Below are 13126 nucleotides of genomic sequence, written 5' to 3' on the forward strand. Positions count from 1 at the left end.
GTCTGGGAAAAGTGCAGATTTCAGGATGGCGTGCGGGGCCTCTTGTTATTTACTTGCCGCACGCGCGACCTAAATTGTCGTGATTCGCAATGGAGCCGTCATGAAGTCTGGGCTGTTTAAAACCTTGGCGAAGGTGTTGGTCGCCGCCGCCTTCGTGGCGCCGCTGCCGGCAGGCGCCCAGCAGCAGAGCGGCAAGGTGAAGTCGACTCACGGCGCGTGGTCCATCATCTGCGATACGCCGGCAGGCGCCAGCACCGAGCAATGCGTGATGATGCAGAACGTCATCGCCGAGGACCGCCCGGAAATGGGGCTTTCGGTCGTCGTGCTGCGCACCGCCGACAACAAGGCCGAGATCCTGCGCGTGCTGGCACCTCTCGGCGTTCTCCTGCCCAACGGCCTCGGCCTCAACGTCGACCAGAAGGATATCGGCCGCGCCTATTTCGTGCGCTGCTTCCAGGACGGCTGCTATGCCGAGGTGATCCTGGAGAAGCAGCTGCTCGACACGCTGAAGACCGGCAAGGCCGCCACCTTCATCGTCTTCCAGACTCCGGAAGAAGGCATCGGCATCCCGGTCGACCTGAACGGTTTCGCCGAGGGCTTCGCGGCGCTGCCGTGAGCCATTGACCTGGAGGCATTGTCCGGCGTCGCTGCGTCGCCTACATCGGGGAGACGACCTCCCAAGGATCAAAGGCGACGTGCCATGACCAGTCTGCTCAGCCAGTTCGACATCTCCGAAGACCGCGTGCGCCGGATCGTCGCCGACACGATCGCGGGCGCCGACGACGGCGAGCTCTACGTCGAATATCGCGAGGGCGAAGCCCTGATGTTCGACAACGGCCGGCTGAAGACGGCCAATTTCAACACCGACCAGGGGTTTGGGCTGCGCGCCGTCGCCGGCGAGGCGACCGGCTATGCTCATGCGAGCGAGCTATCGGAAGCGGCGCTGCTGCGCGCCTCCGACGCGGTATCGGCCGTCAAGGGCGGCTACAGCGGCACGCTTGCCGCCGCGCCCGCCCGCACCAACCGCCACCTCTACGGCGAGGACAACCCGATCCCCTCCCCTTCCTTCGAGGCCAAGGCCAAGCTTCTGCAGGAGATCGACGCCTGGGTCCGCGCCAAGGATCCGCGCGTGCGCCAGGTGACGGCGTCGCTCGCCTCGTCGTGGCAGCATGTCGAGATCCTGCGCGGCGACGGACATGTGGTACGCGACATCCGCCCGCTGGTGCGCATGAACGTTGCGGTGGTCGTCGGCGATGGCGACCGCCAGGAGAGCGGCTCCTACGGCGTCGGCGGTCGCAAGAGCTTCGACGAGTTCCTGACCGAGGAAAGCTGGCAGGGCGCGGCAAGCGAGGCACTGCGCCAGGCGCTCGTCAATCTCGAGGCCATCCCCGCCCCGGCCGGCACCTTCGACATCGTGCTGTCGTCAGGCTGGCCGGGCGTGATGCTGCACGAAGCCGTCGGCCATGGGCTCGAAGGCGACTTCAACCGCAAGAAGACCTCGGCCTTTGCCGGCCTTCTCGGCCAGCAGGTCGCTGCCAAGGGCGTCACCGTCGTCGACGACGGCACCATCGCCGAGCGCCGCGGCTCGCTGACCGTCGACGACGAGGGCACGCCAAGCGCCCGCAACGTGCTCATCGAGGACGGCAAGCTGGTCGGCTACATGCAGGACCGGCAGAACGCGCGGCTGATGGGCATGGAGGCCACCGGCAACGGCCGGCGCGAATCCTATGCGCACCAGCCGATGCCGCGCATGACCAACACCTACATGACCTCGGGCGACATGACGCCGGAGGAGATCATCGCCTCGGTCAAGACCGGCATCTATGCCGTCTCCTTCGGCGGCGGCCAGGTCGATATCACCAGCGGAAAGTTCGTGTTCGGCTGCACCGAGGCCTACATGATCGAGGACGGCAAGGTGACCCAGCCGATCAAGGGCGCCATGCTGATCGGCAACGGACCCGACGCCATGCATCGCGTCGCCATGGTCGGCAACGACATGAAGCTCGACACCGGCATCGGCATGTGCGGCAAGGCCGGACAGGGTGTGCCGGTCGGCGTCGGCCAGCCGCACCTGCGCATGAACCAGATGACGGTCGGCGGCACCCGCACGTAACAGCCGGCTGCTCAACCTTGCCAGTTGCCGGCGCGGACGCGCCGACCGGCAAAGAAACTCCGCGGATACATGCCCCGTCGCCTGGACGACGGTGCATGCACCCGCGGAGCATCAAGATGCGTTGAGCCGCCTGGGTTCAGCTCAAGCCGCATCTGCCTCTGGCTGGATCAATGCCGTGCGCTTGCCCCGGTGCAAATCCACGGCAAAGGTGCAGGCTGCACTATGGCCGGGCGACAGCTTGTAGGCAGCCGGCACCTGCTGCTTGCACTCGTCGACCGCCAGCGGGCAACGGGTCCGGAACCGGCAGCCCGACGGCGGATTGGTCGGGCTCGGCACCTCACCGATCATCAGCGGCGCCTTGCGCTGCCTTTCGGCGATGGGATCGGCCTCGGGAACCGAAGCCAGCAGCATCTGCGAGTATGGATGGCTCGGATGGTCGTAGAGTTCCTGCGACGGTCCATGCTCGACGATCTTGCCGAGATACATGACATAGACGCGCGAGGCCGCCTGCCTGACGAGCTCGAGGTCGTGGGCAATGAACAGGCAGGCCACGCCCAGGTCCTTCTGCAGCCGCAGGAACAGGTTCATCACCTGGGCGCGGATGGACAGGTCCAGCGCGCTGACCGGCTCGTCGCAGATCAGCACGCGGGGATTGACCGCCAGCGAGCGGGCGATGGCGACGCGCTGGCGCTGGCCGCCGGAGAGTTCCCGCGTGTGACGGTCCTTCACCGCATCCGCAAGGCCGACCTGGTCGAGCAGCTCCTTGGTGCGGCGCTCGCGATCGGTCCTCGACTTCATCCCGTCGATCTGCAGGGCCTCGTCGATGGCTTCGCCCACCGTCTGCCGGTCGTTGAGCGACGAGTAGGGATCCTGGAACACGTATTGCAGAGCCCTGCGACTGTTCCGCAGCGCCGTGCCCGAAAGCGTGCTGAGGTCCACGCCGTCGAGCAGCACGCGTCCGGAGCTCGCCTTTTCGAGCCCGACGATCGTGCGCCCGAGGGTCGACTTGCCGCAGCCCGACTCGCCGACCAGGCCGACGATCTCGCCCGGGTACAGCTCGATGGAAACGTCGTCGACGGCATGCACGAACTTGCCCCGCTGCACGCTCTTGAACCGCGTCTGCAGGTTTTCGACTTTAAGAACAGGCGCGTGTGTCATGCGGCTGCCTTTCCTTGATTGACGACCGGGCAGGCCACGAAGACGCTGCCGTCGGGCGTTGGCACCAGAGGGGGACGGCTGGCTGAACACGCCGCCACGGCGAATTCGCAGCGCGACGCGAAGGCACAGCCCTTGAACGGCGCGCCGAGCGTCGGCGGCACGCCCGGCAGGCCGCGGAACTCCGAGCCGATCGGGTCTTCCCGCCGCGGGATCGCGTTGATCAGGCCCCTGGTATAGGGGTGGCGCGGACTGACCAGGACCTTGTCGACCGGGCCGCGCTCGGCGGCGCGAGCCGCATACATGACGACGATGTTGTCGGCGGCGCCGGCAACCACGCCCATGTCGTGGGTGATCAGCACCATGGCCATGTCGAGACGCTTCTGCAGGTCCTTGAGCAGCCGCAGGATCTGCGCCTGCACCGTCACGTCCAGCGCGGTCGTCGGCTCGTCGGCGATCAGCAGCTTCGGCTCGCCCGCCAGCGCGATGGCGATGACGATGCGCTGCCGCAACCCGCCCGAAAGCTCATGCGGATATTGCCGGAGACGCGCCGCGGGATCCGAGATGCCGACGAGCTTGACCAGTTCGAGGGCCCGCGCTTCGGCTGCGCTCGCCGTCATGCCGAGATGCAGCTCCGCCATTTCAGCGATCTGCCGCCCGATGCGGCGCACCGGGTTGAGCGCGCTCATCGGGTCCTGGAAGATGAAGCCGATGGACCTGCCGCGGAACTTGCGGATTTCCGACTCCGGCCGGCCGATGAGTTCGTGCCCGTCGAACTTGACCGAGCCCGACAACACCGTGGTCACGCCCGTCGGCATCAGCCCGAGCGGGGCGAAGTTCATCACGGTCTTGCCGCTGCCGCTCTCGCCGACGATGGCGAGGCATTCGCCCTGGCGGACCGAATAGCTCACGCCGTCGACCGGGCGCACCGCGGATTTTGCGGTCAGGAGGTCGACCGTCAGGTTGCTGACGGTCAGGAGGGGTTCGTTATGCATCGGAATTCTCCTTGGCCCAGCCCGCGGCCTCGAGCCGGCGAGCCGCAAGCGTGCGCCTGGTGAGCGGCTTCGGAATGCGGTTGAGCGCGATGGATTCGCCCAGCGTGTTGAAGCCGATGACGGCTGCGGTCAGCGCGAGACCGGGCAGGAGCACCTGGCGCGGGTCGGATTCGAGGTAAGGCAGCGCATCGACGAGCATCTGGCCCCATTCGGGCGTCGGCGGCTGGATGCCGAGGCCGAGGAAGCTCAGCGTCGCGACCGCAAGGGCGGCGGTGCCGGCGTCGGCCGTCGCATACACCATCACCGCGCCGATGGTGCCGGGCAGCAGGTGGCCGAAATAGATGCGCCAGGGGCTGGCGCCCAGCACCCGCAGCGCCTCGATATGCGGCTTACTCATGATGCTCACGGCCACCGCACGGCTGATGCGGCCGCTCATCGGCCACCAGGCGAGCGCCAGCGCCATCACCATGGTCCAGTAGCCCGGGCCGGCGATGCCGATCACGGCGAGCGCGATGATCAGGCTGGGGATGGAAAGGCCGACGTCGACGACGCGCATCAGAAGGTCGTCGACCCAGCCGCGGTGGTAGCCGGCGATCGTCCCCATCAGGATGCCGATCGTCATGGCGATGCCGAGCACCGAGCCCACGCTGACGAGCGAGGTATTGGCGGCGATGATCAGCCGGCTCAGCGTGTCACGCCCGAGATGGTCGGTTCCGAGCCAGTGTGCGGCGCTCGGCCCGAGGCTCGCGTCCAAAAGGTTCTGGGCGCTGGGATCCTGGGGAGCCAACCAGGACGCGAAGGTGCCCAGGGCAACGAACAGGCCGATGGTGATCAGTGCCGCGCGCGGCATCTTCTTCAACCGGGCCAGGATAGGATTGAGTTTTTCCATGATCAGCTCCATTGCCGCCGAATGCGGGGATCGGTCAGCAGAACCGCGAGATCTACGATCAGGTTCACGATGATGAAGAAGGTGAGGAAGATGAGCAGGCACGCCTGCACCACCATGAAGTCGCGGAAGCGCACGCCGTTGAGGAAGTAGTCCCCTAGTCCCTGCCAGGCGAAGAGCGGTTCGACGATGATGGCTGTCGCCGTCATCAGGCCGACCTGGGTGCCGAGCGCATTGATGAACACCGGCGTGATGTTTGGCAGCGCATCGCGGAACAGGATCGCGGTACGGCCCAAACCCTTGCTCTTGGCTGTGAGCACGAACGGACTGGTCATCGCCTCTTCCAGCCCGACGCGCACGACGCGGCTCAGCACGGCGGCTGGCAGGACGGCGACGGTGAGCCAGGGCAGGATCCAGCTTTCCGGACCATCGAAGCCGAAGGACGGGAAGAGCTGAAAGGTGACGGAAAAGCCGTAGATCATCAGCGCCCCGACGAAGAATGTCGGTGTCGAGGCGCCGATGAGCGCCAGACCGCGCGATACGCGGTCCGGCAGTTTGTATGGCCAGAGGGCCCCAAGGAAGCCAAGCGCCAGGCTGATCAGGGTGGCGATCGCACCGCCACCGGCGACGAGCGTTCCCGTGACGAGCATGCGCTTTGGCAGGTCCGCGCTGACCTCCTGGCCGGTCCGGTAGGAGATGCCGAAGTCTCCGCGAACGGCATCGCCGAGCCAATCCACGTACCGCACCAGCAGTGGCTTGTTCAGTCCTATCTCTTCGGCAATCTGATCGACATATCCCGGAACCGAGACCGCACCACGCAGTTCGGCAATCAGGACCGCGACATTGCCCGGGGCGGAAACCACGAGCGTGAAGCAGACCACGGACGCGAGGAAGAGCAGGACCAGGGAGTGCTTCAGCCGCTTGCTGATGAAGTGGATCAACTCAACCTCCCGTTAGTCGGCCAGCACGATGTTTTCGTACGGCATGTCGTATTCCGTGGCCGCAACGCTGAAGCCCTGGACCCGCTTGGAATGCGCCCAAATGGTGGGGACATAGATCAGCGGCGCGATCGCGTCGTTGTCCCGCAGCCAGTCGTAGAACTTCTGCAGGGCGGGCTGCACCTCTTCTTCCGAAGCCGACGCGGCGGCGTTGATCAGCGGATCGAGGTTGACCGGATCGGTGACCAGCTTGCCCTCGACGTCATTCTTGAACGTGGAGAGGAAGAGACCGACGATGGTTCCGAACGGCTCGAAGGGCGCGCCATAGGTCAGGAAGAAGCCGAGATCGTACTTCTTCTCCAGCATGTCGGTGTGCTTCGAGGCATGGTCGACCGAACGGACGGCCAGGTCGATGCCGATCTCCTTGAGCTCGGACTGGATGACCTCGGCCACCACGCGCGCGCCAGGTATGGCCTCCGGGCTGACGACCATCTCGAGCGTCAGCGGCTTGCCGTCCTTGGAGCGCACCGGACCGCCGGTCCAGCCGGCCTTCTCGAGCAGCGCAGACGCCGCCGCCACGTCGCGGACCGGAGCGTCATATTGCTTGCCGGCCAACGGCAGTGCATCGGAAAACAGGTTGCCGGCCGGCCTGGCATAGCCGAGATAGAGCGCCTGCGCGATCGCGGCACGGTCGATGCCGGTGCTGATGGCCTTGCGCACCAGAGGATCCTTGAGGACCTCGGCTCGATCGGGGTTGAAGGCCATCACCAGGGTGACGTTGCCGGGATCGATGACGACGGGAACTCCGGCCGCGTCGAGCTGCTTGGCTTCGACCGGGGTCAGTCCGGCCACCCAGAAGCCGCCGATCAAATCGAGTTCGCCGGCCCGCAGTGCGGCGACGCGTGAGCGCGGATCGGGGACGACCTTGGCTTCGAGACGGTCATAGGACGGCTTGTCGCCCCAGTAGCCGTCGTAGCGTTCGAATACGCTCTGGGTGTCGTCGGCGCTGATCTGGCGCCACGGTCCCGTACCTACGGGTTCGCCGAACTTGCCATCGGCCCCGACGGACTTGGGGCTCAGGAAGCGCGGCGGCCGGGTGTAGGAGAGTTCCTGCATCAGCGCGAGCGGAGCTTCCTTGAAGCGCAGGGTGATGTGATAGTCGTCGACCACCTCGACCGACTGGAAGTACTTGGAGCAGTTCATCCAGCTGAACTGATCCTTCCCCATCCAGCGATCGAGGTTCCACTTGCACGCAGTCGCGTCGAAGACGGTGCCGTCCTGGAAGGTGACGCCCTGGCGCAACGTCAGCTGGAGCGTCTTGCCGCCGTCCTCTTGCTTCCACTCGGTGGCAAGGCACGGTTCGATCTTGCCACCCTTGCCGTATTTCACCAGCGGCTCGAACATCAGGTCCTGGATGGCCCAGATCGCAAAGTGGCTTTGCGGATCGAGATTGCCCGCCGGCTTGGCGATCGCCACGCGCAGCGTGCCGGTCGCCCCTTGCGCATAGGCAAGCTTGGTAAAGGCGGCCTCGGCCATGACCAGCCCCAGGGCGCCAGATGTGCCCTGCAAGAATGTACGCCTATTCAATGACATAGGTATCTCCTCTCTAAGTTTGTGGATCCCGTGGCGCCTTTCATCTGCCGTTACGTCAGAAGCGCTCTTTTTGTATAGACATATTATGTCTGTCATGTATACGATCTTTCGTCAATATCGTATTTTAATAGGAATGCGATTGTGATCACTGAATGTATCACCGCGCCGCGAAACGCGGGGCCTGCTCCCTAGGCACAACCGTGTGAAATACCTGTCAAAAGGCCCATTGCGCAGCATCAGAAGCCCACGTTGCAAGGATTTTTGCGGCATCCGACATAAATCGGCACCGTTTTCGATCGCGTCAAAATGCAGGTGGAAGGTCTATTGCTGACCACGATACTGCATACAACAAGAAGCAATATCGTATACTTCAATAACCGCGAGGGGTAGGAAATGCAGATCAAGCTAATAAATCCAAATACGACCGCCTCCATGACCGAACTCATGGGCGAAGCTGCTCGCGCGGTGGCCGCACCCGGCAGCGAAATTCTTCTCGCGACGTCGCGCTCGGGTGCGGCGTCGATCGAAGGACACTATGACGAGGCCCTCAGCGTTCTCGGCATCCTGGATCAGATCCTGGAGGGCGATCCGGCCGACGCCTATGTGATCGGATGCTTCGGAGACCCGGGCTTGCTCGCCGCACGCGAAGCAACCGCATCTCCCGTCTTAGGCATCGCCGAAGCCGCCATGCACGCCGCGACATTCGTGGCCACGGGTTTCTCGGTCGTCACCACGCTCGAGCGCACCCGCGTGATTGCCGAGCATCTCGTGCGCAACTACGGCATGCAGGATCACTGCCGGCGGGTGCGCGCCACCGACGTGCCGGTCCTCGATCTCGACAGGCCGGAATCGAATGCCCGCGCCGTCATCCTGGCCGAGTGCGAGAAGGCGCTGCGCGAAGATCGCTCCGAGGCGATCGTGCTCGGCTGCGCCGGCATGGCGGATCTGGCGCAATTTCTCGAAAGAGAGCTCAGCGTGCCTGTGATCGACGGCGTCGCCGCGGCCGTGAAATTCGCCGAGGCGATCGTCGGAATGGGCCTTCGCACCTCGAAGGTCGGCGATCTCGCCTATCCGCTGCCCAAGCCCTATGTCGGGAAGCTGTCCGGCTATGCTCCGGCCCGGCTGTTTCCAGCCAACGAGCGCCGGCGCGTCGCCCACACGGCGATTTGAGGAAAAGACCATGGATTTCGATTTCGCCGAACTGCCCGAGAAGGACCGCTACCGGCTGCTCAGCAACTTCGTCGGGCCGCGGCCGATCGCGCTCGTCACCACCATCGACGAGCACGGCTGCAACAACGCCGCGCCGATGAGCTTCTTCAACGTGTTCTCGCACGAGCCGCCGCTCTTGATCCTCGGCATGCAGACCAGGCCAGACGGCACCGCCAAGGACACCGTCGCCAACATCCGCCGCTCCGGCGAGTTCGTCGTCCACATGGTCGACATGGCGATCGCCAGGGAAATGATCGTCACCGGCATCAACTTCCCCGCCGATGTCGACGAGATCGAGTTCGCCGGGCTGACCAGCACGCCTTCGGTCAAGGTGGCCGCGCCGCGCATCGAGGAATCGCCCTGCGCCATGGAATGCCGGGTGTCGCAAATCCTCGACTACGGCCGCCGCACCATCGTCGTCGGCGAGGTCGTGCAGATGTATGTCCGCGACGAGTGCCTCGACGAGCGCGGCCGCTATGTCCGCCCCGAGGTCTACCAGCCGATCGCGCGGCTGCATGCCGACAACTACATCGTCGCCGACAACCAGTTCGTGCTGAAGAAGCCGGAAGACCTGCTCCATCACGAATTTTGGACAAGCGGCGAAGCCCCCCCGAAGGACGAGAAATAGCCTGCGAGGCTATCTCCCAACGTCGCCGATCCGTCCCGATGACAGGTAGCCGACCGCCGGCGGCAGCGTAGCCCGCTTCCGGTTTGGCCGCCCCTCGGATCGGTCAGACGGCGAGCGCCCTTTCGAGCAGGTCGAGGCCCTCGTCGACGATCGCGTCCGACGCCGTCAGCGGCACCAGGATGCGGATGGTGTTGGCGTTGACGCCGCAGGAAAGCAGCACCAGGCCGTTCTCGTAGGCGGCCCTGGTGACGCGCCTGGTGGCCTCCGCGTCCGGCACCTCGCCGGCGCGGTCCTGGACGATGTCGAAGGCGACCATCGCGCCGGGGCCCCGCACCGCCGCTGTCGGCAGCAGGTCGTTGCGGGTCCTGAAGCTTTCGAGGCGGGCCCTGAGGCGCGCGCCGATGGCATTGGCGCGCTCCAAAAGCTTCTCCTCCTCGAACACGTCGAGCACGGCCAGCGCCGCCGCGCAGGCGAGCGGGTTGCCGGCATAGGTGCCGCCCAGGCCGCCCGCCTCTGCCGCGTCCATGATCTCGGCGCGGCCGATGACGCCCGACAGCGGCAGGCCGCCGGCCAGACTCTTGGCCACGCAGATCAGGTCGGCATGGACGTCGTAGTGCTCCATGGCGAACATCTTGCCGGTGCGGCCGTAGCCGGTCTGCACCTCGTCGGCGACGAGCATGATGCCGTGGTCGTCGCAGACCTTGCGCAGCCCCCGCATCAAGTCGGCCGGCGCCTGGTGGAAACCGCCTTCGCCCTGCACCGGCTCGATGACGATGGCCGCGACGCGGGCCGGGTCGATGTCGGCCTTGAACAGGAACTGCAGGTATTTCAGCGCCTCCTCGACCGAGACGTCGTTCTGCGGGCTCGGGAACGGCACGTGCCAGGTCTCCGGCTGCGCCGGCCCGAGCCCCTTCTTGTAGGGCACCACCTTGCCGGTCATCGACATGGCCATGATGGTGCGGCCGTGGAAGCCGCCGGTAAAGGCGATGACGCCCGAGCGGCCGGTCGCGGCGCGGGCGATTTTGATGGCGTTCTCGGTCGCCTCGGCGCCGGTGGTGAAGAAACCGGTCTTGGCCGGCCCCTTGATCGGCGCCAGCGCGTTGATGCGCTCGGCCAGCTCGACATAGGGCTCGTAGAGCAGCACCTGGAAGCAGGTGTGGGTGAAGCGCTCCATCTGCTCGCGCACGGCGGCCATGACCTTGGGATGGCAATGGCCGGTGTTCAGCACGGCGATGCCGCCGGCGAAGTCGACATAGCGCTTGCCCTCGACGTCCCAGACCTCGGCGTTCAGCGCGCGCGCCGCCGATATCGGGGTGGCGTGGCCGATGCCGCGCGGCACGGCGTTCTGGCGGCGGGCGTAGATTTCAGCGTTGGTGCTCACGGCAACTTCTCCTGAACAGGGGAATGCGAGGCGTTTGCGATCGGCGGCGACTGGGGCCGAGCCCATACGGGCGGCGTGAACTCTATGCCGCCGTCGCCGACGAGGCAAACGGCCGGGCGCCGCCGTCCGACCGGCGCGCCGGGGCGAGCAAGATGCCTGCCGAGCCCTGCCCGCGCCGCAGGCCTCGTGGTCCGGGCCGCTGGCCTGCCCGGCCCTCTACCGCCGTTTCTTCGGCTTCTCCAGCAGGGCCACGGCCTCGACGTGATGCGACCAGAGGAACTGGTCGATGGGGGTGACGCTCTTCAGCGTGTAGCCGCCGTCGATCAGGATCCTGAGATCCCGCGCGAGCGTCGCCGGATTGCACGACACGGCGGCCACATAAGGCACGTCGGAGCGGGCGATCTGCTTGCACTGGTCCTCCGCACCTGCCCGCGGCGGATCGAAGACGATGCCGTCGAAGGCGTTGAGCTCCTTGAAGGTCAGCGGCCGGCGGTCGAGGTCGCGGCGCTCGACGGTCACGCGCTTCAACCCGCTGGCGAAGCGGAAACCGCGGTCCAGGGCTGCGAGTGACGCGGCATCGCCTTCCACCGCATGGACCTCGGATTTCGCCGCGAGGCGCAGCGAGAATGTCCCGCAACCGGAATAGAGGTCGGCGACCTTCTTGGCCTTGCGCAGGTGCTCCACGACGAGCCCGGCCATGGCCTCCTCAGCCGCCGCGACCGCCTGGACGAAGCCGCCGGGCGGCGGGGTCACGGTGGCGGAACCGAAGGACAGCGTCGACTTCACCGGCTCGACGATGATCTCGCCGTCGATGGAAAGCCTGGCGATCCTGGACTTGATGACGAAATCGGTCGCGGCGCGGCGGATGGCTTCGGTCGGCTTGCCGCAGTCGGCGGCCGCCACGTCGAAACCGGTGGCGGTGGCGGTGACCAGGAACTTGAAAGGCTTGGATGTGTTGGCGATGATCCCGGCAAGATGCCGCAGGGTGCCGGCCGCCTCGACGATGGACGGCAGCAAGACCGGGCACTCCTCGATGTCGACGAGGGTGTGGGAGAACGCCTTGTTGTAGCCGAGGTGGAGCCCTGTCTCGGTGTTGCGTGCGGTGAAGGCGGCGCGCCGACGGCTGTGCGGCTCGCACGGCACGAGTTCGCCGACCGGCACCTCGATGCCCCTCGCCTTCAGCACATGGACGACCAGCCCGCGCTTCCATTCGCGGTAGGCACCGTCTTCGAGATGCTGGATCGAGCAGCCGCCGCATTCGGTGAAATGCCGGCAGGCGGGTTCGATGCGTTCGGGCGCGGCCTCGAGCACGGCAAGCAACTGCGCCCGGTCCTTGTCGCGCGCCGCCGTTACCGTCTCGCCGGGCAGCGCGAAGGGAATGAAGACATGGCCGCCATCGACGTCGGCGATGCCGTCGCCGTGCCCGCCCAGCCGCGCGATCTCGAAACGCACCGTCATCGATCCTTCACTCCGCCGAGCAGAAATTCATGGTTGCCGTCGCCGCCTTCGACCGGCGAAGCGCAGACGCCGAGCGCCCGCCAGCCGGGCACGGCGTCGAGCCAGGCCCGCAGTTCCTCGGCCACACGCGGCCCGTCGGCCGGGTTCTTGAGCAGACCGCCTTTGCCGACCGCCTCGCGCCCCGCCTCGAATTGCGGCTTGACCAGAAACACGCCGCTGGCGCCCGCTGCGGCCAGGTCGAGCGCGTTGGGCAAGGCCAGCTTGAGCGAAATGAAACTCACGTCCGAGACGAGCAGGTCGGGCCGGCGGCCGTCGAGATCGTCGAGCACGAGATTGCGCGCATTCAGCCCTTCCCGGCAGGTGACGCGTGGATCGGCCTTCAGCTCCACGTCCATCTGGCCGTGGCCGACATCGATGGCGACGACATGCGCGGCACCTCGTTCCAGCAGCACCTGGGTGAAGCCGCCGGTGGAGGCGCCGATGTCCAGCGCCTGGGTGCCCGCCGGATCGAAGCCGAAATGGTCGAGGCCGGCGATCAGCTTGAGGGCCGCGCGCGACACATAGGCCTGCGCCGGATCGTCGACGGCAATCTCGACACTTGCCGACACCGTCTGGCCGGGCTTCCTGGCCGGCTGGCCGTCGACCGTCACGGCACCGCGCGCCACCGCGTCGCGGGCGCGCGAGCGGCTGGCGAACAGCCCACGGCTGACCAACAGCTCGTCGAGCCTAAGGCCGGCGCTTGCTTGCCTAGATGTTTCCATGGCCTTCAA

At 66.2% G+C, this 13126-nt stretch carries 12 protein-coding genes; 4 read left to right on the plus strand and 8 right to left on the minus strand.

The window, feature by feature from the left end; translation table 11 throughout:
- Positions 1 to 100 precede the first annotated feature (100 nt).
- Together J2X50_RS21565 and tldD are read left to right on the plus strand one after the other, a co-directional pair.
- Entirely contained in the window at positions 101 to 616 is a 516-nt protein-coding gene (locus J2X50_RS21565; protein ID WP_429097954.1) for an invasion associated locus B family protein, read from the plus strand.
- 84 nt (positions 617 to 700) lie between these two features.
- Positions 701 to 2113, plus strand: a complete 1413-nt coding sequence (gene tldD / locus J2X50_RS21570) for a metalloprotease TldD (RefSeq protein WP_429097955.1) — start codon at positions 701 to 703, stop codon at positions 2111 to 2113.
- Positions 2114 to 2254: 141 nt separating this feature from the next.
- On the opposite strand, the gene J2X50_RS21575 is transcribed toward tldD, so the two are convergent.
- Genes J2X50_RS21575 through J2X50_RS21595 form a run of 5 tightly spaced genes read right to left on the minus strand, consistent with a single transcriptional unit; the run spans position 2255 to position 7680 of the window.
- A complete protein-coding gene (locus J2X50_RS21575; RefSeq protein WP_429097956.1) occupies positions 2255 to 3271 on the minus strand; it encodes an ABC transporter ATP-binding protein in 1017 nt (338 codons plus the stop codon).
- Positions 3268 to 4263, minus strand: coding sequence for an ABC transporter ATP-binding protein (locus tag J2X50_RS21580; RefSeq protein ID WP_429097957.1), 996 nt, complete (start codon positions 4261 to 4263; stop codon positions 3268 to 3270). The genes J2X50_RS21575 and J2X50_RS21580 overlap by 4 nt, the downstream gene beginning before the upstream one ends.
- The gene (locus J2X50_RS21585) at positions 4256 to 5164 is read right to left on the minus strand and encodes an ABC transporter permease (RefSeq protein WP_429097958.1); all 909 of its coding nucleotides are present in this window, start codon (positions 5162 to 5164) and stop codon (positions 4256 to 4258) included. The genes J2X50_RS21580 and J2X50_RS21585 overlap by 8 nt, the downstream gene beginning before the upstream one ends.
- Positions 5155 to 6090 carry an ABC transporter permease gene (locus tag J2X50_RS21590; RefSeq protein WP_429097959.1) on the minus strand — a complete coding sequence of 312 codons (936 nt, stop codon included), beginning with the start codon at positions 6088 to 6090 and terminating at the stop codon, positions 5155 to 5157. Before J2X50_RS21590 ends, J2X50_RS21585 begins: the two co-directional genes overlap by 10 nt.
- Before the next feature lie 12 nt (positions 6091 to 6102).
- Positions 6103 to 7680 (minus strand): nickel ABC transporter substrate-binding protein, encoded by a 1578-nt coding sequence (locus J2X50_RS21595; protein WP_429097960.1) that lies wholly within the window; start codon positions 7678 to 7680, stop codon positions 6103 to 6105.
- Positions 7681 to 8073: 393 nt separating this feature from the next.
- On the opposite strand from J2X50_RS21595, the gene J2X50_RS21600 reads away from it, so the two are divergent.
- Positions 8074 to 8850, plus strand: a complete 777-nt coding sequence (locus J2X50_RS21600) for an aspartate/glutamate racemase family protein (RefSeq protein WP_429097961.1) — start codon at positions 8074 to 8076, stop codon at positions 8848 to 8850.
- A gap of 10 nt (positions 8851 to 8860) precedes the next feature.
- Positions 8861 to 9517, plus strand: coding sequence for a flavin reductase family protein (locus tag J2X50_RS21605; protein WP_429097962.1), 657 nt, complete (start codon positions 8861 to 8863; stop codon positions 9515 to 9517).
- Between the two features lie 103 nt (positions 9518 to 9620).
- Here J2X50_RS21605 and gabT read toward each other — a convergent pair whose 3' ends face one another.
- The 3 genes from gabT to J2X50_RS21620 form a co-directional block, all read right to left on the minus strand.
- Positions 9621 to 10898 carry a 4-aminobutyrate--2-oxoglutarate transaminase gene (gene gabT / locus J2X50_RS21610; protein WP_429097963.1) on the minus strand — a complete coding sequence of 426 codons (1278 nt, stop codon included), beginning with the start codon at positions 10896 to 10898 and terminating at the stop codon, positions 9621 to 9623.
- Between the two features lie 216 nt (positions 10899 to 11114).
- Positions 11115 to 12356: a class I SAM-dependent RNA methyltransferase gene (locus tag J2X50_RS21615; RefSeq protein ID WP_429097964.1), complete on the minus strand. Its 1242-nt coding sequence runs from the start codon at positions 12354 to 12356 to the stop codon at positions 11115 to 11117.
- A complete protein-coding gene (locus J2X50_RS21620) occupies positions 12353 to 13117 on the minus strand; it encodes a TlyA family RNA methyltransferase (protein ID WP_429097965.1) in 765 nt (254 codons plus the stop codon). The genes J2X50_RS21615 and J2X50_RS21620 overlap by 4 nt, the downstream gene beginning before the upstream one ends.
- Positions 13118 to 13126 lie beyond the last annotated feature (9 nt).

Source organism: Aminobacter sp. BE322 (genome assembly GCF_050433525.1).
Lineage (GTDB): Bacteria > Pseudomonadota > Alphaproteobacteria > Rhizobiales > Rhizobiaceae > Aminobacter.

Bases quoted from the DNA above. Each gene is read 5' to 3' on its own strand.
- J2X50_RS21565 (WP_429097954.1), top strand. From the start codon at position 101: ATGAAGTCTGGGCTGTTTAAAACCTTGGCGAAGGTGTTGGTCGCCGCC.
- J2X50_RS21620 (WP_429097965.1), bottom strand. From the start codon at position 13,117: ATGGAAACATCTAGGCAAGCAAGCGCCGGCCTTAGGCTCGACGAGCTG.
- J2X50_RS21580 (WP_429097957.1), bottom strand. From the start codon at position 4,263: ATGCATAACGAACCCCTCCTGACCGTCAGCAACCTGACGGTCGACCTC.
- tldD (WP_429097955.1), top strand. From the start codon at position 701: ATGACCAGTCTGCTCAGCCAGTTCGACATCTCCGAAGACCGCGTGCGC.
- J2X50_RS21605 (WP_429097962.1), top strand. From the start codon at position 8,861: ATGGATTTCGATTTCGCCGAACTGCCCGAGAAGGACCGCTACCGGCTG.
- J2X50_RS21600 (WP_429097961.1), top strand. From the start codon at position 8,074: ATGCAGATCAAGCTAATAAATCCAAATACGACCGCCTCCATGACCGAA.
- J2X50_RS21615 (WP_429097964.1), bottom strand. From the start codon at position 12,356: ATGACGGTGCGTTTCGAGATCGCGCGGCTGGGCGGGCACGGCGACGGC.
- J2X50_RS21595 (WP_429097960.1), bottom strand. From the start codon at position 7,680: ATGTCATTGAATAGGCGTACATTCTTGCAGGGCACATCTGGCGCCCTG.
- J2X50_RS21575 (WP_429097956.1), bottom strand. From the start codon at position 3,271: ATGACACACGCGCCTGTTCTTAAAGTCGAAAACCTGCAGACGCGGTTC.
- J2X50_RS21585 (WP_429097958.1), bottom strand. From the start codon at position 5,164: ATGGAGCTGATCATGGAAAAACTCAATCCTATCCTGGCCCGGTTGAAG.